The sequence below is a fragment of the Longimicrobium sp. genome (assembly GCA_036377595.1).
GTDB lineage: Bacteria > Gemmatimonadota > Gemmatimonadetes > Longimicrobiales > Longimicrobiaceae > Longimicrobium.
In genome coordinates this window covers 61,834-87,044 of record DASUYB010000105.1, presented here as the reverse complement: position 1 = coordinate 87,044, position 25,211 = coordinate 61,834, and the positions used below count along the sequence as shown (strand labels likewise).

The following is a 25,211-nucleotide window of genomic DNA, read 5'->3' as shown; positions in this document are numbered from 1 at the left end:
AGCCGCCATCGCCGCGGCGACGCGCAAGGACGTCCGAGCGGCACGGTTGCGCGGCGGGGTATCGTATACCGAAGTTGTTGATACGGCGCTGGATCAATCGACCGGGCCGGACGGTAGAAGTGGTCGAAGCCGGATTCGCCCCGCGCGTCACCCCCCCACGCACAACCCGACCCTTCCACCCGCGCCCGGCGTGTCGCGACGGACCGCGACCGCGAGCTTCCGTCGCTCCGCCCGTAGAACCCGCACCAGCGCAGCACCATGCCGACGTTTCCGTTTTCCCGCGCCGCCGCCGCGGCCGTGCCCGCCGCCGCGCTCGCGGCCGCCCTCGCCTGGCCGATGGTGGCGCACGACGTCGCCGTCTCCATGCCGGTCCAGCTGCCGCGCGCGTTCGCGACCGCGCCGGAACGGGCGTCGTCCGGCCCGGACGCGCTGGCGCCGCTGCCGGGGATCGAGGTGCTGATCCGCGACTCGCTGCACCTGGTGCGGGGGAAGCGCGTGGGGCTCATCACCAACCACACCGCCGTCACCCGCGACGGGCGCAGCGACGTGGACGTGCTGTTCGGGACGCCGGGCGTGCGGCTGACCGCGCTGTTCGGGCCCGAGCACGGCATCCGCGGCAACATCGACGGGGGCGAGCACATCGCCGGCGGCCGCGACGCGCGCACCGGTGTCCCCGTCTACTCGCTCTACGGCGCCACGGAGCGGCCCACCGGCGCCATGCTGCGCGACGTGGATGTGCTCCTCTTCGACATCCAGGACATCGGCGCGCGGCCGTACACCTACGTGTGGACGATGACCTTCGCGATGGAGGAGGCGGCCCGGCGCAACCTCCCCTTCATCGTTCTCGATCGCCCCAACCCGGTCACCGCGCGCGTGGAAGGCCCGCTGATGCACTGGGAGATGCGCACGCACGGACCGCTGATCACCGGCGCGTACCCGGTCCCCCTGCGCCACGGGCTGACCGCGGGCGAGCTGGCGCGCTACGTCAACGGCGAGTTCCGGCTGGGCGTGAAGCTGAAGGTCGTGCCCGTCGCCGGGTGGCGGGGGAACAGCTGGTTCGACCAGACGGGGCTGCCGTGGATCAACCCGTCGCCCAACATCCGCTCGCTCGACGCGGCGCTCAGCTTCAGCGGGCTGGTGATGCTGGAGACGACGAACCTGAACGTGGGCCGCGGCACCGAGGCGCCGTTCAGCTACGTGGGCGCGCCCTACGTGGACGGCGCGGCGCTGCTGCGGCGGGTGCGCGCCTACGACCTGCCGGGCGTGCGCTTCGAGCAGGCGGACTGGACGCCGCGCGGCGTCGGCTGGATGCAGTTCCCCGGGCGGCGCTGCCACGGCGTGCGCCTGGTCATCATCGACCGCGAGGCGTACCAGCCGGTGCTGACCGCGCTCGTCTTCCTGGTCGAGCTGCGGAAGATGTATCCCGAGGCGCTGGGGATGGGCTCGATGCGGCAGATGCTGGGGAGCGAGTGGGCGCCCGCCGCCGTGCGCCGCGGCGACGACCCGCGCGCCATCTTCGCCCGCTGGCAGCGCGAGGACGCGCAGTGGGAGCGCACCATCGCCCCGTACCGCCTGTATCCCGCCGAGTAGCCTGCAGATCGGAAGATTTCGAGAAGGACACGGAGCCGCATCGCCCCGTGTCCTTCTTCGTTTGAGGACGATCCAAAGCGATGTCATTCCGAGCGGAGCCGCCGCGCCAAACCGGCGAAGTGACGATCATCCGGGCGGCTCCCGAGGAATCTATAGCCTGTCCACGCAACGACATACGAGGGTCGGCACGTACCTCGGCCACAGATTCCTCGGCCGCCGCGCAGACATCGGTGCGGACGCAATATCCAGCATGCGGCGGCGCTCGGAATGACAGGCATTTGCTTCGTCGTTCGGACTCACCTGTAAAGGATTCGTGAGGATCGTCAGAACCCATCTCCACTCCGCGTTCTTCGTCGCGATGCTTGACGGGGCGGGTGGGGAGGGGTATTCATTCCGAGTGCTAGAGTTTTAGCAGCGAGACCCGCTGCCTCCTCGGAATCACAGCCCCAGATGAACCGGAACACCGCGCTCTCCCAGCTCAGCCGCCGGGAACGGCAGATCATGGACGTGGTCTACCGGATGGGGAAGGCCAGCGTGAGCGACGTGCTCGAGCGCCTTCCCGACCCGCCCAGCTACTCGGCCGTCCGCGCGCTGATGCGCATCCTCGAAGAGAAGGGCCACCTGAAACACGAGCAGGACGGCCCCCGTTATCTGTACTTGCCCACCGTGCCGCGCGACGCGGTGAAGAGCGACGCCCTGTCGCACCTGGTGCGCACCTTCTTCGGCGGCAGCGCCGAGGCCGCCGTGGCCGCGCTGCTGGAGCTGCCGGAGAACGGGCTCTCCGAGGACGAGCTCGACCGCCTGTCGCGGCTCATCGACGAAGCACGCAAGCAGGGACGCTGACCATGACCGCAGCCCCCGCCGCCTGGGCGCCCGCGCTGGCGTCCGCCGCCCTGATCGTGGCCAAGTCCACGCTGCTGCTGGGCGCGGCCGCCGGGGGCGCGCGCCTGCTGCGGCGGGGCTCCGCTGCGGCTCGCCACCTGGTGTGGACGCTGGGGCTGGGCGGGCTGCTGGCGCTCCCCGCGCTCGCCATCCTCCTCCCCGACTGGAAGCCGGAGCTCCTCGCCTTCCTCCGCCCCGCGGCCGCCGCGGCTTCGGAGACGGGGGGCGACGTGGTCATGAGCGGCTCGGCGATTCATCCCGTCGTCCTGCTCTTCCTGGCCGTCTGGGCGGCGGGGACGATCGTCGTGCTCGCGCGGCTGGCGATCGGGCTGCGCGGCGTGGCCCGGCTCGCGCGCGGGGCCGAGCCGGTGACCGATCCCGCGTGGACGGATCTCCTCGAGCGCTTCGGCGCGGCCGTCGGCGTGCGCCGCCCCGTGGTCCTCCTGCGCAGCCGCGACGCGGCCATGCCGCTGACCTGGGGCGCCTTCCGCCCCGCAGTCCTCCTTCCCGCCGAGGCGGACGGGTGGGGGCCGGAGCGGCGGCGCGTCGTCCTTCTCCACGAGCTGGCGCACGTGGCCCGGCGCGACTGCCTGATGCAGCTGCTGGCCGAGATCTGCTGCGCGCTCTACTGGTTCCATCCCGGCGCTTGGTGGGCCGCGCGGAAGATGCGGATCGAGCGCGAGCAGGCGTGCGACGACCTGGTCCTCGCCGCGGGCGCGCGCGCGTCGGAGTATGCCGGCCACCTCCTCGACGTCGCCCGGACGTACCGCGCGCCGGCGCTGGCCGCGGCGATCGCGATGGCGCGGCCGAGCCACCTGGAGGGCCGCGTGCGCGCCGTGCTCGAGGCCACGCGCGACCGCCGCGCCGTCACCCGCCGCACCGCCGCCGTCTGCGCGGGCGCCGTCCTCCTCGCCTCGCTCCCGCTGGCCGCCGTGGCGCCGTCGGAGCGCGCGCAGGCCCCGTCCCCGAGCGCGGAGACGCGGGTGATCGCGTGGAAGATGCCCGAGGCGCGCAGCTGGAACGTCCGCCCCGGCGAGAGCTGGGTCACCGAGCGCCAGCCGTCGATCCACGGCACCTACCAGGTCTTCCCCGCGCAGCGCGTCTCCGATGCGCCGCGGACGTCGGCGCCGCGGAGAAACGCGCACGCGGCCGCGCATCCGTCCGGGCACACCTCCGCCGCGGCCCGCACGCCGCGGACGGAGCCGCGGCGCGAGGAGCCGGTGCGCCTGGCCTCGAACGACGGCGCCGTGGTGGCGACGGTGGACGGGAGCGAAGTCCACGCGCGCATCCGCGTGGGGAACGGCGTGGAGGTGCGCTTCGAGGGTCACGGCGTGCGCGCCGTGACCTCGCGCGGGCAGCTGCGGATCGACGCGGACCTGAAGGCGCTGGCCTCGGCGCTGGCGCCCGCGGACACTTCCTGCCCGAAGTCGCGCGCCACCCGCAACTCGCTGCAGCGGAAGACGGAGAACGCCCGCCGCGTGGCGATGCGCCGGCAGCAGAAGACCGACCTGGGGCTGCGCATCCTGGGCGCGGTGAGCGAGATCGCCGCGGCGCACGACGGCGAGAACGCGGACGACACCGGCGGGGCCTGATCCCTCCGTGACACGATCCCGCCGGACCCACACCGGCGGTTTCGTCGCCCAGGGTGCTAAAATATTAGCGCGGGATTAGGCGTGCGCGGCGTCCACCGTTGCCGGTAAACGCGGAGCCGCGACGGGGCGTCACACCGCAGGGCCCGCTCGTCACGGCGGACGTGCCGCCCGGCCCACCGAAGTTGCGAATGGCGGCGGATTTCCGCTCCTTCCGCACAGCGGAGGGAGCCCGGCGGCGGTCCCTGGAGGGTGGCCGCCCCGGCGGGTGGGCGCGGAAGGCCGCGAGGCCGACCCGCCCATCCGTCTCCGCCCGCTGCTTACAACCTTTCGCGGAAACGGTGAATCCAAACGCCGTCACCGCACGTACGCGGCAGAGCCGCAAACAACCGTAGTTACCACAGAGCCGGACCCCGCAGGCGCGCCGCGGTCATGGCCGCCTCGAAACCCTCTCCTTCGGAGTACTTCCGATGTTCGAACGCACCCTGCCGCGCCTTGGGCTCCTGGCCGTCGCGGCGCTGCTGGCGGCCCGTCCGGCGGCCGCGCAGATCACCTCGGCGGCGAGCACCGACTCGCAGCCGGCGCGGGCCGCGGGCTCGGCCGGCAACCCGCAGCGCTCGCTGCGCGCCGCGGCCGCCATCCAGATCCACGTGGACGGCAAGCTCGACGAGGAGGCCTGGGCCACCGCCACGGCCGCGGGCGACTTCATCCAGCAGGGCCCCAACGAGGGGCAGCCCGCCACGCAGCGCACCGAGGCGCGCATCCTGTTCGACGGCGAGGCGGTGTACGTGGGGATGCGGATGCACGACACGCATCCCGACTCGATCATGGCCCAGCTCACCCGGCGCGACCAGGGCTCCGAGTCCGACGGCGCGCGGGTGTTCATCGACAGCTACAACGACAAGCGCACGGCGTTCGTCTTCGGGCTGAACCCGCGCGGGGTGAAGGACGACTTCCTGCGCTACAACGACGGCGAGGGGGTCGACTTCGACTGGGACGCAGTGTGGGACGGCGCCGCCCACGTGGACAGCGCCGGGTGGACCGCCGAGTTCCGCATCCCCCTCTCGCAGCTGCGCTTCAACGCCGCCACGGTGAACGCGGGCGGGCGGTGGGGATTGAACTTCCGCCGCTACCTGGCGCGCCACGGCGAGGTAGACTTCTGGGCCCCCATCCCCCCCAACTCCAACGCCTTCGTCTCGCTCTTCGGCGAGCTGGAGGGGCTGCAGGGGATGCGGCAGGCGCACCGGCTGGAGGTGCTGCCCTACGTCAGCAGCAGGCTCGACCGCGTTCCCAGCGCCGACCGCACGCACTTCACCGGCGCCAGCAACTTCGCCGGGGGGATGGGCGCGGACCTGAAGGCCGGGCTCCCCGGCGGGCTCACCCTCTCGGCGACGATCAACCCCGACTTCGGGCAGGTGGAGGTGGACCCCGCGGTGGTGAACCTCTCCGCGTTCGAGACCTTCTTCCCCGAGCGGCGGCCGTTCTTCATGGAGGGCGCCGACATCTTCCAGTTCGGCAGCCTCAGCACCTTCAACAGCTACGGCTTCACCCAGTTCTTCTACTCGCGCCGCATCGGCCGGCTGCCGCAAGGGGCCATCCGGCTGGACGACGTGGACGAGGAGCACATGCCCGACGCGACCACGATCCTGGGCGCCGCCAAGGTGAGCGGAAAGCTGGGGGGATGGTCGATCGGGCTGATGGACGCGCTGACCAACCGCGAGAGCGGCGACTACCGCATCGACGGGGTGGACGGGCGCTACCCGGTGGAGCCGCTGACCAACTACTTCGTGGGGCGCGTCCGCCGCGACTTCAACCGCGGCGCCACGGTGCTCGGCGGGATGGTGACCGGGGTGGGGCGCGACCTCAAGGGCGACGAGTTCGACCCGTACCTGCGCTCGCGCGCGGCGATGTTCGGCATCGACGGCTCGCACGCCTGGCACAACCGCGACTGGACGCTCACGGGCTACCTGGCGGGGACGCGGGTGAGCGGCTCGGAAGACGCGATCGCGCGGACGCAGCGCGGCGCGGCGCACTACTACAACCGTCCCGACGCCGACTACCTGGAGTACGACCCCACGCGGACGGCGCTCTCCGGGCACAACGCGGGGCTGTCGCTCAGCCACAGCGGCAAGTGGGACGCGTCGGCCACCTACGTGGAGGTGAGCCCCGGGTTCGAGACCAACGACATCGGCTTCATGAACCGCGGCGACTACCGCGCGTTCAGCACCTTCGCGGGGCAGCGGATGAACAATCCCACGGGGCCGTTCCGCAACCGCACCATGTACATCTACCACAACGCCGCGTGGAATTTCGGCGGCGACGTGATCTACAACGGCATCGGCACCGGGCTGCAGGCGGGGTGGAAGAACTTCTGGTACACCAGCCTGAGCGCGGGCGTGAGCTTCGACCGCTGGGACGACCGGGCCACGCGCGGCGGGCCGGCCATCCGCCGGGCGGGGGGATGGAACCTGAACCTGAACACCAGCACCGACTCGCGGAAGCGGGTGTCGTTCAACGCCTACGCGGGCACCTCGAGCAACGGCGACGGTGGCTGGAACCGCAACGGCGGCGTGGGGATGACCTACCGCCCGACCCCGTCCGTGCGGCTGAGCCTGTCGCCGGGCCTTTCCCGCTCGCGCAACCCGGTGCAGTGGATCACCACCGAGGAAGACGCGACGGCCACCGCCACCTACGGCAACCGCTACGTGTTCGCCTCGGTGGACGCCACGGAGGTGTCGATGGACACGCGGCTGGACTGGACGTTCACGCCCACGCTGTCGCTGCAGCTGTTCGCGCAGCCGTTCGTCTCCAGCAACGACTTCCACGACTACCGCTCGCTGGCGCGGCCGCGGAGCTTCGAGTTCGACCCCTACGCGGTGAGCGCGGACGACGACTTCAGCTTCATGTCGCTGCGCGGGAACGCGGTGCTGCGCTGGGAGTACCGGCCCGGCTCCACCCTGTTCTTCGTCTGGCAGCAGGACCGCAACGGGGTGGACGAGGCCGGCCGCTTCAACTTCAGCGACCACGTGGGCGGCATCTTCGACCGCGGCCCGCGCAACGTCTTCCTGATCAAGGCCACGTACTGGCTGAACAAGTAGGGCGATGGAGATGACGAAGCCGCCCCGGGGAGCGATCTCCGGGGCGGCTTCTTCGTGTTCTCGGTGATGAAAGGATGGCCTCACGCGGAGACGCGGAGGCGCGGAGAGCTCATCCCGGCGGTGAGTTCTCCGCGTCTCCGCGTCTCCGCGTGAGATTTCCAACGATGGCGGCCCGACGGGTGTATCATGTTGTGCTGCAACCTGATCTCCCGACCGACGAAATCGATGAAACGAACAAGCATTCTCGTCCTCCTCGCCGCCGCGATCGCGTCACCCCTGGCGGCGCAGCACGAGCATGGGGCGATGCACCACGCGGATGCGGCCGCCTCTGCGCGCGACTCGGCGGAGCTGCGGGCGCAGATCGAGGCCGTGCGCGCGGCGACGGCGCGCTACCGCGACCACGCCAACGCGGTGCGCGACGGCTACAAGCGGTTCGGGCAGGAGGGGCCGCTGATGGGCGAGCACTGGTATCGCCGCGACCTCGTCACGCAGCCGCTGGACCTGCGCCGCCCGTCCACGCTGCAGTACGCCGACGTCGGCGGGCGGAAGGTGCTGGTCGGTGTGGCCTACACCGTCTACCGCCGCCCGGGCGAGCCGGTGCCCGAGGGGTTCGCCGGCGCGAGCGACCACTGGCACACGCACGACGTGGTGCGGCTGGCGCAGGCCGCCACCGCCGAGCGCCCCTTCGTCCGCTGGCTGGTGCAGCGCCGCATCGACCGCGGGAAGGTGGGCCCCGGCGGCGGGCGCACGCTGCTGACCATGGTGCACGCCTGGATCTGGCTCGACAATCCGGAGGGGATGTTCGCGCAGGAGCACCTGGCGCTGCCGTACCTGCGCGCGGGACTGCCGACGTCGTGGGCGTCGAGCGCCGCCGCGGCGCAGGGCGTCCAGCTCCTCGTCTCCGGCGCCTGCCAGGCAGAGGTCGGCCGCACGGACAAGCTCGCGCGGATCGACGGCGGGCAGGAGCGCCTCCTCGCCGCCGCGTGCGAGCAGGAGGCGGCGCAGGTCCGCGCCGCGCTCGATCGCCACCAGGATGCGGCGACGGTGAACGCGGCGGCCGAGCGCGCGTGGACGGGGTACGAGGCCGCGCGCGCCCGCATCCTCCAGCCGGACCAGCTCGCCCGCATGCAGCGCATCATGGGCGCGGCGATGGAGCACGAGATGGTGGGGATGTAGAAACAGAAAGTCTCACGCAGAGGCCGCAGAGGGCGCAGAGGACTGATCTTCGGTTCCTCTGCGCCCTCTGCGGCCTCTGCGTGAGATTGCAGTTCGTCAGACCTGGACCGCGGGCGAGATCTGCGGGACCGGGATCATGGAGGCGGCGGCGAGCCTGGCGAGGCGGCGCTTCTCCGGGCCGCGCTCGAAGAGGAGGTAGAGCGCGGGGGTGACGGTGAGGACCAGCAGGGTCGAGCTCGCCAGCCCCCCCAGCAGCGAGAAGCCCAGCGCGTTCCAGATGTTGGCGTCGGCCGCCTTGCTGAACAGCACCAGCGGCAGCAGGCCGATGATGGTGACCGCGCTGGTCATCAGGATCGGCCGCACCCGCTCCAGCGTCCCCCGCACGATGGCGTCGTGCAGCGGGAGGGCGTCGTGGCGGCGCACCTGGTTCACCCGGTCGATCAGCAGCACGGCGTTGTTCACCACCACGCCGCCCATCATGATCACCCCGATGAACGCCTCGCGGGTGAAGCTGGCGTTGGTGAAGAAGTACACCAGGAACACGCCGATCAGCGCCATCGGCACCGTCAGCAGCACGCACAGCGGCTGGCGCACCGACTCGAACAGCCCCGCGCACACCATGAAGACCAGGATCAGCGAGAAGGCCAGCACGCCGTAGATCTGCGCCTTCTCGTCGTCGCTCCAGCGCCACTCCTCCTTGCCGACCAGCTGGTACCCCGCGGGGAGGCGCGTGGAGCGGATCACCGCCTCCCGCACCCGGTCGCCCAGCTTGGTGGGGCCGCGGAACTCGTACGCCACCGTGCGCTGGTACTGCTGGTCTTCGCGCAGGATGCGGGAGAGCACGTCGCGCTCGCCCACCTCGGCCACGTCGGCCAGCCGCACCGGCTCGCCGCCGGGCGCGGGGATCTCCAGCGCCTGCAAGCGGGCGACGTCCAGCGTCTCGCTCCCCGCCAGGCGGACGGAGAAGAAGAGCTCTTCATCTCCCACCCGCAGGAAGCTGCGCCGGCTGTCGCGTCCCACGGCGGCGGCCACGCGGCGGACCACGGCCTGCGCCGTCAGCGCGTGCATCGCCAGCCGCCGCCGGTCGATGCGCACCGCCACCTCGGTGGCCTTGTCGCGGTCGAACCACTGGCCGCTGGCGTTGGTGTCGACGTCCTGGATGCGCGAGAAGCGCTTCAGCCGCTCGCCCAGGTCGTCGGCGATGGCGCGCACCTGCTCGTAGTTGTAGCCCAGCACGCGGATGGTGTAGTTGGGCGGCGACCCGCCCCCGCCGTAGAACGACGGCCCGTAGCCGTACACGTGCACCTCGCTGCCGCCGAACAGGTGGCTGTACGCCTCCATCTGCTCCTTGATGGCCACGGGGATGGCCGTGGCCTGCAGCGAGTCGGGGAAGTCGACGCGGATGTCGGCCGCCTGCGCGTACACGCGGGTGGTGAAGCGCGCCACCTCGGGCATCTCCGCCAGCCGCTGCTCGAACTGGCGGGCCAGCGCGTCGGTGTGGGCCAGCTCCTCGCCGCGGGGCTGCTCGACGGTGATGCGGATGTACGAGTCCTCGTCCCACCACGGCCGCCACAGCGTCCCGCGCGTGACGTACTTCTGGAAGAGCCACCCCGACCCGGCCAGCAGGAGCACGGGGACGGCCACCGCCAGCCATGGCCGGCGCAGCGTGAACCCCACCATCGCCGCGTAGAGGCGCGTGTACCACGGCGGCCGGTCGGGGTCGCGGCGGTGGATCGCCAGCGCGCGCCGGCCGAGGAGGCGCGACGCCAGCGCCGGCGTGAACGAGAACGCCGCCAGGAGCGAGGCCAGGTTCGTCAATCCGACGACGATCGCGAGGGGGACGTAGAAGAGCCGCACCTCGCCCTGGAGGTAGACGAAGGGGACGAAGACGATCACGTTCGTCGCCGTCGCGGCCAAGACGGCGAGCACGACCTCCCTCGCGCCGCGCTCGGCGGCCGCGGCGGGATCCTCCCCCGGCCGGGCGCGGCGGTAGATGTTCTCCAGCACGACGACGGCGTTGTCGATCACCACGCCGAAGCCCATCGCCAGCCCCATCAGCGTGAGCACGTTCAGCGTCAGCCCGCCGAAGTACACCAGGTTCAGGGTGATGAGGACGGCGAAGGCGATGCTGCTGAACACGATCATCGCCGAGCGGAAGGAGCGCAGGAAGGCGAACAGCACGAGGAAGACGACCAGCGCCGACGACAGCGCGCGCCAGCGCAGGTCGGTGAGCTGCGTGCGCACCGCCTGGCTCTCGTCCTCGTCGCGGATCACCCGGGCGCCGGCGGGAAGGGCCGCGCGCAGCTCGCGCATCCGCGCCTTCACGCGGTCGGCGACGGCCACGACGTTGGTCCCCGCCTCCTTGTAGACCTGGAAGGAGACCGCCGGCTGCCCGTCGATGCGGTAGAGGTTCGACGGGTCCTCGTAGGTGTCGCGCACCACCGCCACGTCCTGCAGCCGCACCAGCCGTCCGCGGTCCGTCAGCAGCGGCGTGCGGCGGAGGTCGGTTACGGTTTGCGGGCGCTCGCGGATGGCCACCGTGTACAGCATCCCCCCCTGCCGCACGGCGCCCGCCTCGCGCACGAACTCCAGCCCGGAGACGCGCGCGCGCACGTCCTCGGGGTCGAGGCCGAGCCCCAGGATGCGCGCCTCGTCGAGCTCGATCACCACCTCGCGGTCGCGCCCGCCCCAGGCGCGCACGTCGGCCACGCCGGCCAGCTGGCGCAGGTCGGGCGCGATCTCCTCGTCCACGTGGCGGCGCAGCGCCTCCGTCGTGTACGGGCCGGTGATGGTGTAGAGAAGGAAGGGCTTGCGCTGCTTCTCGAACTCGGGCGGGACGTACTGCTGCACCTGCGGATGCTGCGCGCCCTGCGGAAGCTGGTCCTCGAGCGCGGAGAGGCGCTCGGACAGGTCCAGCCGCGCGAAGTCCATGTCCGTCCCCCGCGCGAACTGCACGTCGACGGTGCTGGTGCCCGCGCCGTTCCGCTCCTCGGAGACGGACTCCACCTTCTCCACCCCGCGCACCTGCTGCACCGCCGCCTCGACGGGCGAGGTGAGGAACGCCTCCGTCGTCTCCGGGCTGGCGCCGCGCCAGCTGGCGGTCACGCGCAGCCGCGGCAGCTCCGTCTCGGGAAGGAGCTCCACGGGCATCTTCACCCAGCTGGCCACGCCCAGCAACGCCAAGGCCAGGTAGCCCATCGCCACGGCGACGGGGCGGCGGATGGAGAAGCGGATCACGGCGCGGCTCCCATGAGACCGCAAGCGGGGAGCCCGTCCGCCGTCATCTCACGGGCGGCTGAAGCCGCGGCAACAACTACGGGAAGCCTCGCAAACTGCGCGAGGCTGTTCGGCACGTGATCGACCATCGCTCGCTCGCGCGGATGAGCCGAACGTGTGCAACCACACGGTGTCATCCTGAGGGAGGCGCTGCACCGCTCTCTCGTCAGCACGAGCGCTGGGCGCCGACCGAAGGATCTACTCGACCCCGCGGAGATGCTGGTGCCTCCGGGCAGACATCCTGCCCGCCATGCAAGATCCTTCGGGCGCGCAGGGTTTCGTGTCGACGCGACTTCGGTGCTCCGCGCCCTCAGGATGACACCCGATGGGTGTCCACAGGTTCGCCAACACCCTCGCAGGAAGTCCGTATTCGTAGACTCCCTCGATGTGATCGGCGCGAGCGGGCAGGGCACCGTTCAGTCTCCCGCCACAAGACCGGGCGCCGCGACCGGTTCGCGCGCGTCGGCAGTCTCCGACGCGGCGGCGGGGAGCGGCGCGGGCGCGGGTAACGCGTCCGCCGACGGGCGGCGGAGCCAGGCCCTGACGCGGTCGTTCAGCTCCTCCAGCAGGTCGTAGCTCACGGGGATCACCACCAGCGTCAGCGCGGTGGCGCTCAGCAGGCCGCCGAACACCGCCATCGCCAGCGGCGCCTGCAGCTCGCCGCCGGCGCCGATCCCCAGCGCCATCGGCAGCAGCCCCAGCATCGCGGTGATGGTGTTCATCACGATGGGACGGAAGCGCGCGTGGCCGGCGGCGCGGATGGCCTCGTGGCGGCTCATCCCCTGCCGGCGCATCTGGTTGATGAAGTCCAGCTTCACCACCGCGTCGTTGTCCACGATGCCGACCAGGATCACGATGCCGATCAGGCTCATCGTGTTCACCCCCGATCCCCCCACCCAGAGCGCGACCGCCGCGCCGAACGCCGCGAGCGGGACGGCGAGGAGGATGATGAACGGGTGCAGCAGGCTCTCGAACTCGGCGGCGAGCAGCATGTAGCACAGCACCAGCGCCAGCGAGAAGGCGAGCGCCAGGTCGCGGAACCCCTTCCGCATCTCCTCGTTCTCGCCGCCGATCTCCGCGCGCAGCCCGTGCGGCGGCGGCAACGATGCCAGCGCGCTCCGCACCGCCTCGACCGAGCGGTCGACGCTCGCGCCGCCGGAGACGTCGGCGAGCACCGAGACCACGCGCCCCTGGTCGATGCGGCGGATCTCCGCCGGGCCGCTGGCGGTGCGCACGCGCACCAGCTCGCGCAGCGGCACGCCGTCGACCATCAGCAGCTCCAGCGTCTCCGCGGATCTCCGTGCGTTCTCGGGAAGGCGCACCACGATGGGGATCTTGCGGTCGAAGTCCACCAGCTGCGTGGCCTCCTTCCCCTTCATGTACGCCTCCACCGACTCGGCTACGCGCCGCGGGTCGATGCCGTACGCGGCCGCGCGCTCGCGGTCGATCTCCACGCGCACCTCGGGCTGCCCCAGCTCCGTCCCCACGCGCACGTTGGCCACGGAGGGAACGGAGAGGAGGCGCGCGCGAACCTGCGCGGCGTAGCCCAGCGCCGCGTCGAGGTTCTCGCCGCGGATGCGCACGGACAGGTCGCTCTCGCCCGCGCCCAGGAGGCGGCCGAGCTGCGTGGCCTGCCCCGTTTCCAGCGTCACCGCGCCCGCGGGAAAGCCGTCGAGCCGCGCGCGCAGCCACCGCAGCGCGTCCGCCGTGGACGAGCCGCCGCGCAGCCGCACCTCCAGCGTCGCCGTGTGCAGCCCGCTCTCCCCCTCGTCCATCCCCGCGACCGCCGCCTGCCGGCCCACGCGCGTGAACACCGCCTCCACCGCGCGGTCGCCGCGGATCGTCCGCTCCAGCCGCGCGGCCGCGTCGGCCGTCGTCTCCAGCGGCGTTCCCCGCGGCAGCTCCAGCCGCGCGCGGAACGACCCCTGGTCGACGTCGGGAAGGACGCTGCGGGGGAGGGAGAAGAGGATCCACAGGCCGACGACCAGCAGCGTCAGCGCGACGGCCATCGTCCGCCCGCGATGCCGCATCCCCATCTCCAGTACCCGCTCGTACCGCGCCAGCACCCACGCGAAGCCGTGCTCGAACGCGTCCAGCGGCCGCGAGAGCTGCCGCGCCAGCCAGCCGTGCCGGCGCGACCCGTCGTCGTGCGTCCCGTGGTCCCACCGCGCCGCCAGCGCGGGGAGGAGCGTGATGGCGACGACGATCGAGGCGAGGAGCGAGAAGGAGACGGAGAGCGCCAGCGCACCCAGCATCTCCCCGGCCACCCCCTCGATGTACACGATGGGCCCGAAGACGGCGATGTTGGTGAGCGTCGAGGCGATGATCGCGCGCTGCACCTCCTCCGTCCCCAGCGCGGCGGCCACGGCCGCGCGCGCGCCCAGCTCGCGGTGCCGGAAGATGTTCTCCAGCACCACGATGGAGTTGTCCATCAGCAGGCCGACGCCCAGCGCCAGCCCGCCCAGGCTCATGATGTTGAGCGTCACCCCCGTCGCCTGCAGCAGCGCGAAGGTAGCGACCAGGGAGATGGGGATGACCAGCGCCACCGCGACCGGATAGTGCCACTCGCGCAGGAAGAAGAAGAGGACGAGGAAGGCCAGGATCCCGCCGAGGATCACCTCCTGCACCACGTTCGACAGCGCATCGGAGATGAACCCGGCCTGGCTGGTGGCCACCTCGAGCTTGACCTCGGGATACTCGCGGCGGAGCTGCGTGAGGACCCGCTCCACCTCGCGCGTGACGCGGACGGTGTTGGCGCCGGCGTTCTTGAACACCATCAGCCCGACGGCGTCGGTCCCGTTGTAGCGGGCGATCGACTCGCGCTCGCGGAAGCCGTCGTCCACGTTCGCCACGTCGCGCACCAGCACCTGGCCGGGGAGCGCGGTCGAGTCGCCCCCTCCGTTCGCGGACGCACGGCGCACGGGGACGGAGGCGATCTCGTCCACCGACTGCAGCTCGCCGAGCGTGCGCAGCGAGTAGCGGTAGCGCCCGCGGCGGATGGTGCCGCCCGGCGCGCTCGCGTTGGCCTGCGCCAGCGCGTCCGCCACGTCGTCGATGGTCAGCCCGTAGCTCTCCAGCGCGCGCGGGTCCACCTCCACGTGGATCTCGCGCTCCACGCCGCCCGTCACCGACGCCTGCGCCACACCGTCGATCTGCTCCAATCGCCGCTTGAAGACCGCCTCGGCCAGCTCCTTCAGCTGCGGCAGGTCGCGCCGGCCGGCCACGCTCACGGCCATGATCGGCTCGCTGCGCGGGTCGGTGCGGAGGACCACGGGTCGCGCGGCCAGCTCGGGAAGGGCGTCGCGGATGTTGTCGAGCTTCTCGCGCGTGTTCAGCGCGGCGAAGTCCATGTCCGTGCCCCACGCGAAGCGCGCGGTCACCAGCGACTGCCCCTCGCGCGTGACGCTCTCCACCTTCTGTACGCCGGGGACGGTGCTGACCGCCTGCTCGACGGGCTCGGTGATGAAGCGCTCGACCTCGGCCGGCGCGGCGCTCTCATCGGTGGTGTAGACGACCAGGCGCGGATAGGCGACGTCGGGAAGGAGGTCGATGGGCAGGCGCACGAACGACAGCGCCCCCAGGAACACGACCCCCAGGAAGAACATGGCGACCGCCACGGGCCGCTGGATGGCGATGCGGGGGAGCGACAACGTCCCTCGTCCCGTTCAGGAAAGTGGTTGAAACCGCGGGGTCGGCTGCGTCTTACGCTCTACCCGCGAGAGGGCGAGACGGCGTGAAGCCGCGGCATCCCGCCGCCCACCCCACGCTTCGCGCGACCCTCCCCCGAAACCGACTGGGGGAGGGTGATTGAGCATGCATTTGTGTGAAGCCACCAGCAGGCGCGACCGCGCCGGCCTCCGCTATCGCTGCGGCGAGCTCGTCCCCGCTCCCTCGTCCTCCACGTCGTCTACCAGGCGCACGCGGGCGTCGTGGATGAGGGTGTAGTGGCCCTCGGTCAGTACGATCTCGCCGGGGCGCACGCTGTCGGTCTCCTCGCTGGGGACGATCTCCACCATGGAGTCGTTCTGCAGGCCGGTGGTCACGTACCGCCACTTGGCAGACCCCTGCCCGTCACGTCCCTCGAAGACGAAGAGCATCGTGCGGCGGTCGCGTTCCAGGATGGCCGAGCGCGGCACCAGCACGCGGTCGGCGAAGCGGCGCGCCTCGAGCGACACGCGCGCGTACATCCCCGGCAGGATGCGCCCCTGCGGGTTGGGGACGACCACCGTCACGCGCGCGGTGCGCGTTCCGCTCTCCACCACCGGGTTGATGGTCTCCACCGTGCCGGTGAACGGCTCCGGGAAGGCGGCGAAGCTGACCCGCGCCTTGCGGCCGGGCGCCAGGAAGCCGACCTCGCTCTCCAGCACCTGCACCTCCACGCGGATCGGGTCGAGCGACACCACCGTCATCAGCTCGTCGCCCGCGCGTACCCACTGTCCGGGAACCACCTTCAGCGACGCCACGCGCCCCGCGAACGGCGCCCCGATGCGCGTGCGCGACAGGTCCAGCTGGGCCTTGCGCAGCCGCACCTCGGCCGCGTCGAGCCCCGTCTTCGAGCGCGCGAAGGCGGCGCGCTCGGCGCGCACGGCCGGGTCGCGGATCTCCTCGTCCAGCAGCGTGGCCTCGCGGTAGGCGGCCTGCGCCTGCCGCAGGTTGGCCTGCGCCTCCTCCACCGCCAGCCCGTACTCCGCCGCGTCGATCCCCGTGAGCAGCTGCCCGCCGCCCACCGCGTCGTTCTCGCGCACGGGGAGGCTGGCCACGCGGCCGGCCACCTGCGCCACCACCACCGTCTTCTTCCACCCCTCCGCCTGCCCGGCGGCGTTCACGGCCACCACCAGCGTGTCGCGCACGGCGGCCACGCCCTTCACGGGAATGGCCACATCGGTGCTGAACCGGCTCGTCGCCGAGGTGCGCGGCCGCGGCCCCGGCGAGCCGCCCTCGTCGTCGTCGCCGGCCGATTGGGAAGCGCGGATGCGGCCGTAGATCCCCGCCGACGCGGCGACCACCAGCGCGAGGACGCCGAAGCCGATCAGGAAGGTACGGAAGGGTGCTTTCATGCGAGGAGATTGGGAACGCGTGGAATGCGCCCGAGTGGGGAAACGCAATCTAACTCGTTGCCCCACAACCTACAACCGTCGTGAAAGGAGTGCGGCTTTCACCTCCTCGCCCCCCTTCCCTCGTCCGGTGCGTTCGTCCGACGCCGCGTTGCTTCGTGCGGTTGCCGGGCACTCCGCTCCCGGCTCCATCCTTAATCATCCGCTGATCTTCTCGCGATCTCAGGCGCGCCGGGACCATGGGCACCGGTGCACGGCGGCAGCTCGATTCTCAACGAGTGTCGCGAACCGCGCCGTCACCGACTACGACGCCAGTTTCGCCGCCGCCGCGTGCACCTCGTCGGCCGCGCGGACGCCGGACGCCAGCGCGCCCTGCATCCATCCCGGCGTGGCGGAGGTGTGGTCGCCGGCGAAGTGGATCCGCCCCTCCGGCCGCGCCAAGTGCGGAAGGAAGGCCTGCATCTCCCCGGGCGCGAACCAGGCGTAGTCGCCGCGTGCCCATGGGTCCGCGTCCCAGCAGTACGACGCGCCGCGCTCGAACCGGCGCGCGATTCCCGGATGCAGCTGCTCCGCGTATCTCCCGGCGAACGCCACCCGCGCGTCCGGCTCCATCGCGGCGACGCGGCGGGCGCTCGGGCCGGAGATGAAGGCTTCCAGCACGGCGCGGGGGCCGGGCTGTCCCACCGAGGCGTCGACGGCGTGCATGATCGGCAGATCGGTGGGGATGGCGGCGCCTTCTTCTCCCCAGCACCGCTCGCGCACCTGCAGGTACACGCGGGTGATCGAGGTCGTCCGCAGCCCCTCGGTCGCCCGCCGCTTCTCCGGCGAGAGCGGCGGCGACACCCGCACCCTGCGCAGCGTGGTGAACGGGATCGCGCAGACGAGGAAGTCCGCCGCCAGCATCCGCCTCGCCCCGCGCTCGGCGACCTCCACGCGGACGCCCTCGTCGCCGTGCTCGATGGCGGTGACCTCCGCGCCGTAGCGGATGCGCGTCCCCAGCTTCGCCGCGAAGGCGCGGGGGAGATGGTCGCTCCCGCCCGCAACGACGTACGTCTCCCGCGCGCCGCGGCGGAGCGCCAGGTCGCGCAGCAGGAAGAGAGCGGAGACGCGGTCGATCCCGTCGCCCCATTCGTCCAGGTAGCCCAGCCGCATCAGCGAGACGGCGCCGTCCGACGCGCCGCGGCTCCGCAGCAGCTCGGCGAAGGAGACGCCGTCGTACCGCAGCGCCGCCTCGCCCGGCCAGCCGGGATGCAGCGGGTCGCCGATCTCCTCCAGCACCGGATCGACGTACCGCGCCAGCAGCATCCACGGCGGGAGACCGCGCTCGGCCGGTGCGAGATCGACGGGCCAGCTTGGGCGCTCGCCACGGCGGATGGGGATGGACCGGCCGTGCACGAAGTATCGCTCGCCGCCGCCCCGTGCTCGCGGCCCCGCCGGCGCGAGCGCCACCCCCAGCTCGCGCGCGTAGCCGACGGTGTGGTGGTGGTGGTCGGGGACGTACACCGCGCCCGCCTCCACGTACAGCCCGCCGTCGAGCTCGCCGCGCAGCGTGTGGACACGCCCGCCGGGACGCTCCCGCGCCTCGAGCACCGTCACCTCGTGCCTCCGCTTCACCAGCTCGAACGCCGCCGCCAGCCCGGCGAGCCCCGCGCCGGCGACGATGACGCGGGCGGGCTGCGCCTCGCCGCGCGTTGGCGGCGTGAAGATGGACCGGGCTCCAGCCAGCACCGCGGCTGCCGCGGCCCCCTGCGCCAGGAGCTGGCGTCTCGTAATTGTGTGTTCCATGCGAATGCAACGGCGCCAAAGGGCGGGAAAACAGGAAGCGTGGTTTCATGGGTTCGCATCTCTCCTCTCGCGTCATCGGGTGCCGGGATCGGCGACCAGCTCCTCCAGCTCCGCCTCGGTGAGCGCGCCGGGGCGCAGCGTGCCGTTGACGATCAGCGTCGGCGTCACCTGCACCTCCGTCTCCTGGGCGGCGCGCACGTCTCGGTCGACCGCCTCCATCGTGCGCGGATCGGCCAAGCAGCGCTCGAACGCGGCCGAGTCGCGCACCCCCGCCTCGCGGGCGAAGCGGGCCCACGGCGTGACGCCCAGCGAGTCCTGCCGCGCGAACAGGAGGTTGGCGAACTGCTCGAAGCGTCCCTGCGCGGCCGCGCATTCCGACGCCACCGCGGCGGGTCGCGCGTGCGGGTGGATGGCGTCGAGCGGGAAGTGGCGGTACAGCACGGCCACGCGGTCCGGGTGGCGCCGGCGGACGGCGTCGAGCGCCGGCTGCGCCCGCGCGCAGAACGGGCACTGGAAGTCCGAGAACTCCACGATGCGCACCGGCGCGTCCCTGCGCCCCATCCACTGGCCGGCGGCCAGCAGCGCTTCCCAGTCGTCCACCCGCCGCGGCCGCATGTCCGGCTGCCCCGCGCGCCCGGGCGGAGCGAAGAACTCGCGGCGCACCAGCAGCCCGGTGACGGCGAGCGCGCAGATCACCATCACCGCGGTCGCCAGGTTCGAGAGCAGGTTCCGGTTCATGTCCGCCCCCGTGATTGGGAAGTGACGGGCTTCAGGTCGTAGATCGCCACGTGTGGAACGTCGTCGTCGTCCAGCGACACGCCGTACGCCGTGTCGCCGCGGATGAGGTGGATGCGCACGCTCTCGGGCAGGTCGAACGCGCCCACGCGGCGGCCCTGCTCGTCCGTGGCGATCCAGTGCACCGGCTCGCCGCGCTGCCCGGTGGCGGCGAGCCAGATGCGTCCTCCGTCGTCCACCACCAGGTCCTGCAGCACGGGCCAGGTGTGGCGGCCGGTGCCCTCCATCGCCCTCTGCACGGTGGCCCGCGAGAACGGGAGCCCCTCCATCATCAGCGTCACCACGCTGTCGAGCTCCGCCGGGGTGATCGGGCGCGGCTCGGGCGGCGCGCCGGGGCGGATGGTGCCGAGGTACCGGCCGGTGACGGAGTGCATCTCCACGCGCCAGTCGCCGCTCCACGCGGAGTAGACGCGGTCGCCGGAGAGCGCCACCAGCATCCGCCGGCCGAACGGGTCGAAGAGCGCGCCCTGCACCGGGCCCTGCCGGATCGGCACGGCCTCGTACTCGGGGAAGCTCAGCACCGAGTCCTGCCGCAGCGAGGCGTCCGCGTTCAGCAGCCGGATCGTCTCCCTGCGAACGCCGCGCTCTCCGCCGTCCGGGCCCACACCGTACGCCGCGCGGAAGAGGGCCAGCAGCGCGCCGCCGCGGACCGGCTGCACCCAGTAGGGGAAGAATAGGCCGGCCGTGCTCAGCCCGGTGGTGTATGCCGCCCGGTCGGACGCCGGGGGGAAGACGGTCACGCGCGCCGCCCCCGCGTCGAACGCGAACACGCTGTCGCCGGCGAGAATGCGGATGACGTTCACGCGCTCGAACTCGCCGGGGCCCTTCCCCTCGCGGCCGATGCGGCGGAGGAGCCGCGCGTCGGGCGAGAGCACCGCCACGTTCACCGCGTCGGCCACGTACAGGTTGCCGCGCGAGTCCACGTCGATCCCCGAGATCGCGGTGAACTCCACCGGTTCGGGGCTCGAGGCGCGGAGCACCGCCTGGTACTGCGTGAACTCCCGCGGCCGCTCGGGCGGGCGCGCATCCTTTCCGCACCCGGCGACGAGCATCCCGGCCGCGAGGGCGGGGACGAGGGTCGATCGTTGTATCGCCATCACTCACCTCTCCATTCAAGCCGGGGATGATTGACGAGGAAGGGAATCAGCCCCGCGCGGGACCGGGTCGCCGCGTGGACGGCCCGGTCCGGGCGCGCGGATGACGTCAGCCGGAGCCGCAGCCCCGCGGCGTGATGGCGCACCAGCTGTTGCCGCAGCACTTGGTCTGGCCGCCCTGGCAGCAGTACAGCCACTCGATGGCGGTCGGCGTCATGGTGGCGCCCGCCGGGGCGGGGCGCCCCAGGTGCATGGCGCCGCCGGCGGCCAGCGTGGCGGCGAACGCGAAGAGATTGATGTGGTTGCGCATCGTCGAGCTCTCCGTCGTCTGGATGCTTCGATGGGTTGGCGCGCCGGCGAAAGCCGCCGGCGCGCGGAAGGGTCAGTGCATCTGCACGCACGAGGTGCTGGTCACCATGCAGCCGGTCCAGAAGCAGCACGACTTCGACTTGTCGAGGCTCGAGCAGCAGTACAGCCACCCCGTGAGCGCGGTCGGAGCCATCGTCGCGTGCGCCGCGGGCGGCCGGCCCAGGTGCGCCGCGCCCGCCATCACGCAGGTGAGCGCCAGGATTTCCACGATTCTCTTCATCTCCGTGTCTCCATTGTCCGAAGGTGTGGATCTCGATTGTCCCAGAGTTACCTGTCGGTTCCCTCACGCCTGCCCGGCCGGGCGCCGGCGGTGGAGGTCGTGTGATGATGCCATTCGCTCCTCCTTGTTCGGGTTCATGAAGTCCGCTCCCCCGCTCGGGAGCACCGGGCCGTCCGTGGTCCCGGTATCGAGCAACCCGTTCATGCGTGCCCCCGCCGGATGTGTAGTCGGCGGCACGTTAGTGGGCGAAAAGAGCTTTAGTGGTCAGAAGCGGATCACCGGGCCTGGGCATCCGGTGACGCTGTCGCAGCCGTGCGGCGTCTACTTCGTGAAGCGGGGCGAATCGTAAAGGCGAACGCCACGCTCGTCAACGCGAACGTTTGTTCTCAGAAATAGCAACCTGCAATCTATTTTACGACAACGCCTTACATTGCCCGTGTGGCTGACCTGTCCGGAATTGAGTGGTGAATCAAGCGGAAAAACGGGGCGATCAGTCGCGCCAGCGCGGAAAGTGGCAACCGTACAGTGATCGTGGCCGCGTGGAGATAGGGTCCGTCGGTGGCGTCAATGAGTCGTGGCGGGATGCGTATACCGTCAGCGGTGCTCGAAGCGGAGGGTGAGCAGCTCGATCCACTCCTGCGCCTCGGCCGGCCGCGCGACCGCCAGCGCGTCACGATAGTGGCTCCCCGCGCGGATGGGATCCTCGCCGAGCCACGCCACCTCGCCGAGAAGGTAGTGGCACTGGATCCGGCGCAGCGACTCGCCGAAGCGCTCGAACAGCCGCGCGGCATCGCCCAGGCGCGCGCGGGCCTCGTTGCGGCGGCCGCGCGCGAGCTGCGCCAGCGCCACGCCCAGGCTGGCCAGTGCCACCCAGTAGTCCTGCTTCTCGCGGCGCGCCAGCCGCAGCGCGGCTGCGGCTTCGCGCACGGCCGCGTCGAGGTCGCCGGCGTCGAGCAGCGCCTGCGCGCGGTTGGCCAGGACCAGCAGCCGTCCGAAGTGGTCGCGGGGCTCCAGCGCCTCTTCGGCCGCCGCCAGGTGCTCCAGCGCGCGGCCGGCATCCCCCGCCAGCCCGGCGGCGATGGCGCGGTCGATCTCCACGTACGCGCGCTCCGTCGGCGCCTCGTCCACCGCCGTTGCCTCGGCGACGGGGATGTAGCCGCGCGGCGGCAGGAGCTCGGGAAGCGTGTCGGCAGGAAGCGTCATCGTCTCGTGGGGATGGAGAAGGCGCGGCGCCCGCCAAGGGCGCCGCGCCGTGGCCGCTCAGGTCCGCTCCGGGTCGTCGATGCCGCGGAGGCGGTTCCAGGTGTCGTACGCCACCCGGTCCTTGGCAACGTAGGCGTTCCCCGGCCCTGCCGCCATGTCGCCCGTGGCGGTGAACTCGCCGCGCGCGGGATCGCGCAGGTCCATGTAGGTGGCGCCCTGCTGCAGCCGCTCGCCCGGACGGATCACCGGCACGCGCTTCAGCTCGTCGTCTGGCAGGCCGAGCGAGCGGTGCAGGTCACGCATGTCGTGCGCGCTGGCGAAGCCCACCTCGCGGTCGGGCTCGGCGCCGATGTTCTGCCCGGCCATGCGGTCCGGATTCAGGTCGCGCTCCCACTCCGGCGGGTGCTTCACCTCCGTCTGCGGCTTGCTCTGCATCCGCTCCTGGTTGCCGTCCTGCATCGCCATCCTCCTGCGTCCGGGTTCTATCCGCGAGGGACGGGAACCGCGCGCAAGTTGTGTGCGAGAATGGGGTTACAGCGTCAGGAGCCAGATCCGCCCGAGATCACCCTGAGTTCGATCGCATGCATCGATGCCTCCTCTGCCGGGATCTGGTCAATCCATCGACAGTTCCAGTGCATCGTGAGGCTCCAACTATATTCAGCCAGGGTGGGAGCCACTTCACAGCATTCATCAATCTCAAATGCACAATTCCACACATCAGATCTGGACCGAGCGCACCGTGGTGCGGATGGCCACGCTGGACGACGTTCCCGCCATCGCGCGCTACTTCCGCGAGAACCGCGCGTTCCTGGCCCCTTGGGAGCCGCGGCGCTCGGAGCGCTTCTTCACGGACGAGTTCTGGGGAGAGCAGGTGCGCCGCAACCTGGAGGAGGCGGACAACGACCGCTCGCTGCGCCTCTTCATCTTCCCCAGGGATGCGCCGGGCGAGGTGATCGGCAACCTCGGCTTCAGCGAGTTCGTACGCGGGATGTTCCAGGCGTGCTACCTGGGATACGGGCTCTCCGCGGCGCGTGAGGGACGCGGATACATGCGTGAGGCGCTCACGGCGGCCATCGCCCACGTGTTCGGCGAGCTGCGCTTGCACCGCATCATGGCCAACTACCTCCCGCACAACCGCCGCAGCGGCAACCTGCTGAAGGCGCTCGGCTTCCAGGTGGAGGGCTACGCGCGCGACTACCTGCTGATCGATGGCCGCTGGGAGGACCACGTGCTCACCAGCCTCACCAACCCGGAGTGGCGCGCCGCCGACCCGATGTGAGCGGCGTCGATGGGGAGATAAGAAGCGGGGCCGGCGATCCACGTCGCCGGCCCCGGCTTCTCTCCGATCTCGCTCGCTTCGCGTCACCGCAGCGCCGGTGCAAGGACGCGTCCGTCGATCGGCTCCGTCGGCGCCACGCCGAGCGCGCGCGCCAGTGTCGGGGCGATGTCGACCGTGCGCGCGAAGACGTCGTACTTCCCCGGCCGGAACGGCGCGCCGTAGAAGATGATGGGAACGTGCGAGTCCATGTCCCACGGCGAGCCGTGCTGCGCGTACGTGCTGGCTCCCCAGACGTAGCCGGGGCGAAGCGTGACCGTGGCGTAGAACGGCAGGTCGCGCGGGAGCATGTGCAGCCACCGCCGCTTCACCGCGTCGTCGACGGTGTCGCCCGACGCGAGAGCGGAGACGAGGTCCGCGCGCAGCACGCCGGGGATGGCGCGCGCGGTGGCCGCGAACTCGCGCGCGAGCGCCTGGGGGTCGCGTCCGGCGCGCGCCAATGCGGCCGGATCCAGCCGCAGCAGCCCGGCGTCGTCCCAGCGCACCGCGCCGGCGTCCACGCCGTACCGCGTGGCCGCGTCGCGCGTCCACCGCACCAGTGCCTCGTCGCTCACGTGCATCTGCGCGGCGTGCGCAGGGTCCGCCACCTCGGGATACGGCGTCACGCCGTGGTCCGCGGTGAGCGCGACGATGACCGTGGACGGGTCGCGCCCCGCGTAGACGGAGTCGAGAAACGCGCCGAGCCAGCGGTCCAGTCGCAGCACCTGGTCGTGGATCTCGCGCGAGTCCGGCCCGAAGGCGTGGCCCACCGCGTCGGTTGTGGAGAGCGAAACGGCCAGCAGGTCTGTCGCAGGCCCCTCGCCCAGGCGCATCGTGCGCAACCCCCTGAGCGCCATCTGCATCGTCAGCGAGTCCATCGCCGGATACGAGGCGAACACCAGCGCGGCGCTGTCGGGCGTGGTCGGGAAGCGGTGCGGGAAGGTGAAGTCCCGCCCGCGGTTCTCGATCGGCACGCTGTCGCGCTCGGGATAGGACGACGCGGGCGCGGCGAGGTCCCACCGCTGCCCGGCGTAGCTCTGCGGGATGCGACGCGCGTTGAGCTCGCGCACCCAAGCCGGCAGCGAATCCGCGTAGTAGGTGCTGGTGACGAACGACCCGTTCGGCGCGTACCAGAAGACGCTCTGGTGCGCGCGGCCCAGGGGGAGGATGGCGCCGCGATCCTTGCGCGACACCGAGAGCGCGCGCGAGCGCGGGTCGGCCACGCGCATCCAGTCGAGCAGCACGCTCCCGCGGAAGCGGAACGGCGACGAGCCGACGGAATCGTAGCCCACCAGCCGCGTCTGCGGGTCGGGATGCACGCCGGCCGGGTTGCTGACGATGCCGGTGCCGCGCGGGAAGCGGCCCGACATCACCGACGCGTGGCCGGGCGCCGTCTCGGTGATGGCGTGGTCCTGGTGCGCGTTGGTGAACACCGCGCCGCCGTTCCACAGCCGCGCCAGCCCGCCGTTCAGCTGCCCCGGCCAGCGGGTGAAGTACTCGGGCCGGAGCTGGTCCACGGTGATGAACACCAGCAGCTTCGGCTTCTGCGGCGCGGTTTGCGCCACGGCGGGCACGGCGGCGCACGCCAGCGCGCCGGCGAGGGCAAGGCGGCGGAGCATAAGGGAACGTCTCCGGGTCGGGAGATGGCCGGCCGCGGGCTGGGCGTCGGTCGGTGATCGCGAGGGGCCTGGTGCCGCGCAACGTATCGCCTTCGTCGCGGCGATGCCAAGCGGGCAGGCGTCTCGATGCGGCAACGGCTGGTACG

17 protein-coding genes are annotated in these 25,211 nt (G+C 71.8%); 6 read left to right on the top strand and 11 right to left on the bottom strand.

The annotated features are described in order from the left end of the window. Window positions 1-258 precede the first annotated feature (258 nt). The 5 genes from VF092_17815 to VF092_17795 all read left to right on the top strand — a co-directional run bounded on the left by VF092_17815 (window position 259) and on the right by VF092_17795 (window position 8,335). Entirely contained in the window at window positions 259-1,590 is a 1,332-nt protein-coding gene (locus VF092_17815; protein ID HEX6749158.1) for a DUF1343 domain-containing protein, read from the top strand. A 450-nt stretch (window positions 1,591-2,040) separates the two neighbouring features. Beyond that, window positions 2,041-2,433 (top strand): BlaI/MecI/CopY family transcriptional regulator, encoded by a 393-nt coding sequence (locus VF092_17810; GenBank protein ID HEX6749157.1) that lies wholly within the window; start codon window positions 2,041-2,043, stop codon window positions 2,431-2,433. A 2-nt stretch (window positions 2,434-2,435) separates the two neighbouring features. Beyond that, complete coding sequence (locus VF092_17805; protein ID HEX6749156.1) at window positions 2,436-4,064, top strand: M56 family metallopeptidase; 1,629 nt, start codon at window positions 2,436-2,438, stop codon at window positions 4,062-4,064. A gap of 467 nt (window positions 4,065-4,531) precedes the next feature. Next, window positions 4,532-7,159, top strand: a complete 2,628-nt coding sequence (locus VF092_17800; protein ID HEX6749155.1) for a DUF5916 domain-containing protein — start codon at window positions 4,532-4,534, stop codon at window positions 7,157-7,159. Between the two features lie 225 nt (window positions 7,160-7,384). Further along, window positions 7,385-8,335 (top strand): hypothetical protein, encoded by a 951-nt coding sequence (locus VF092_17795; GenBank protein HEX6749154.1) that lies wholly within the window; start codon window positions 7,385-7,387, stop codon window positions 8,333-8,335. A gap of 96 nt (window positions 8,336-8,431) precedes the next feature. On the opposite strand, the gene VF092_17790 is transcribed toward VF092_17795, so the two are convergent. From VF092_17790 to VF092_17745, 10 genes are all read right to left on the bottom strand, one after another. Then, the gene (locus VF092_17790; protein HEX6749153.1) at window positions 8,432-11,572 is read right to left on the bottom strand and encodes an efflux RND transporter permease subunit; all 3,141 of its coding nucleotides are present in this window, start codon (window positions 11,570-11,572) and stop codon (window positions 8,432-8,434) included. A 455-nt stretch (window positions 11,573-12,027) separates the two neighbouring features. After that, window positions 12,028-15,261, bottom strand: a complete 3,234-nt coding sequence (locus VF092_17785) for an efflux RND transporter permease subunit (protein ID HEX6749152.1) — start codon at window positions 15,259-15,261, stop codon at window positions 12,028-12,030. Window positions 15,262-15,471: 210 nt separating this feature from the next. Further along, window positions 15,472-16,668, bottom strand: coding sequence for an efflux RND transporter periplasmic adaptor subunit (locus VF092_17780; GenBank protein ID HEX6749151.1), 1,197 nt, complete (start codon window positions 16,666-16,668; stop codon window positions 15,472-15,474). Between the two features lie 300 nt (window positions 16,669-16,968). Next, window positions 16,969-18,450 (bottom strand): FAD-dependent oxidoreductase, encoded by a 1,482-nt coding sequence (locus tag VF092_17775; protein HEX6749150.1) that lies wholly within the window; start codon window positions 18,448-18,450, stop codon window positions 16,969-16,971. Between the two features lie 72 nt (window positions 18,451-18,522). Continuing rightward, on the bottom strand, window positions 18,523-19,188 hold the full coding sequence (locus VF092_17770) for a thioredoxin domain-containing protein (protein ID HEX6749149.1): 666 nt from the start codon (window positions 19,186-19,188) through the stop codon (window positions 18,523-18,525). After that, complete coding sequence (locus VF092_17765; protein HEX6749148.1) at window positions 19,185-20,342, bottom strand: hypothetical protein; 1,158 nt, start codon at window positions 20,340-20,342, stop codon at window positions 19,185-19,187. Before VF092_17765 ends, VF092_17770 begins: the two co-directional genes overlap by 4 nt. A gap of 106 nt (window positions 20,343-20,448) precedes the next feature. After that, window positions 20,449-20,649, bottom strand: coding sequence for a hypothetical protein (locus VF092_17760; GenBank protein HEX6749147.1), 201 nt, complete (start codon window positions 20,647-20,649; stop codon window positions 20,449-20,451). 72 nt (window positions 20,650-20,721) lie between these two features. Then, entirely contained in the window at window positions 20,722-20,928 is a 207-nt protein-coding gene (locus VF092_17755; GenBank protein HEX6749146.1) for a hypothetical protein, read from the bottom strand. A gap of 594 nt (window positions 20,929-21,522) precedes the next feature. Next, entirely contained in the window at window positions 21,523-22,131 is a 609-nt protein-coding gene (locus VF092_17750) for a hypothetical protein (GenBank protein ID HEX6749145.1), read from the bottom strand. 57 nt (window positions 22,132-22,188) lie between these two features. Beyond that, a complete protein-coding gene (locus tag VF092_17745; protein ID HEX6749144.1) occupies window positions 22,189-22,590 on the bottom strand; it encodes a hypothetical protein in 402 nt (133 codons plus the stop codon). A 241-nt stretch (window positions 22,591-22,831) separates the two neighbouring features. Between VF092_17745 and rimJ the strand changes: the two genes are divergently transcribed. After that, a complete protein-coding gene (rimJ, locus tag VF092_17740) occupies window positions 22,832-23,410 on the top strand; it encodes a ribosomal protein S5-alanine N-acetyltransferase (GenBank protein HEX6749143.1) in 579 nt (192 codons plus the stop codon). 83 nt (window positions 23,411-23,493) lie between these two features. Here rimJ and VF092_17735 read toward each other — a convergent pair whose 3' ends face one another. Beyond that, complete coding sequence (locus VF092_17735; GenBank protein HEX6749142.1) at window positions 23,494-25,065, bottom strand: alkaline phosphatase family protein; 1,572 nt, start codon at window positions 25,063-25,065, stop codon at window positions 23,494-23,496. Between the last annotated feature and the right edge of the window lie 146 nt (window positions 25,066-25,211).

What these genes read in the sequence shown, in the direction of transcription:
- VF092_17815 (HEX6749158.1), top strand. Translation starts at nt 259, where the DNA reads ATGCCGACGTTTCCGTTTTCCCGCGCCGCCGCCGCGGCCGTGCCCGCC.
- VF092_17810 (HEX6749157.1), top strand. Translation starts at nt 2,041, where the DNA reads ATGAACCGGAACACCGCGCTCTCCCAGCTCAGCCGCCGGGAACGGCAG.
- VF092_17805 (HEX6749156.1), top strand. Translation starts at nt 2,436, where the DNA reads ATGACCGCAGCCCCCGCCGCCTGGGCGCCCGCGCTGGCGTCCGCCGCC.
- VF092_17800 (HEX6749155.1), top strand. Translation starts at nt 4,532, where the DNA reads ATGTTCGAACGCACCCTGCCGCGCCTTGGGCTCCTGGCCGTCGCGGCG.
- VF092_17795 (HEX6749154.1), top strand. Translation starts at nt 7,385, where the DNA reads ATGAAACGAACAAGCATTCTCGTCCTCCTCGCCGCCGCGATCGCGTCA.
- VF092_17780 (HEX6749151.1), bottom strand. Translation starts at nt 16,668, where the DNA reads ATGAAAGCACCCTTCCGTACCTTCCTGATCGGCTTCGGCGTCCTCGCG.
- VF092_17775 (HEX6749150.1), bottom strand. Translation starts at nt 18,450, where the DNA reads ATGGAACACACAATTACGAGACGCCAGCTCCTGGCGCAGGGGGCCGCG.
- VF092_17770 (HEX6749149.1), bottom strand. Translation starts at nt 19,188, where the DNA reads ATGAACCGGAACCTGCTCTCGAACCTGGCGACCGCGGTGATGGTGATC.
- VF092_17765 (HEX6749148.1), bottom strand. Translation starts at nt 20,342, where the DNA reads ATGGCGATACAACGATCGACCCTCGTCCCCGCCCTCGCGGCCGGGATG.
- VF092_17760 (HEX6749147.1), bottom strand. Translation starts at nt 20,649, where the DNA reads ATGCGCAACCACATCAATCTCTTCGCGTTCGCCGCCACGCTGGCCGCC.
- VF092_17755 (HEX6749146.1), bottom strand. Translation starts at nt 20,928, where the DNA reads ATGAAGAGAATCGTGGAAATCCTGGCGCTCACCTGCGTGATGGCGGGC.
- VF092_17750 (HEX6749145.1), bottom strand. Translation starts at nt 22,131, where the DNA reads ATGACGCTTCCTGCCGACACGCTTCCCGAGCTCCTGCCGCCGCGCGGC.
- VF092_17745 (HEX6749144.1), bottom strand. Translation starts at nt 22,590, where the DNA reads ATGCAGGACGGCAACCAGGAGCGGATGCAGAGCAAGCCGCAGACGGAG.
- rimJ (HEX6749143.1), top strand. Translation starts at nt 22,832, where the DNA reads ATGCACAATTCCACACATCAGATCTGGACCGAGCGCACCGTGGTGCGG.
- VF092_17735 (HEX6749142.1), bottom strand. Translation starts at nt 25,065, where the DNA reads ATGCTCCGCCGCCTTGCCCTCGCCGGCGCGCTGGCGTGCGCCGCCGTG.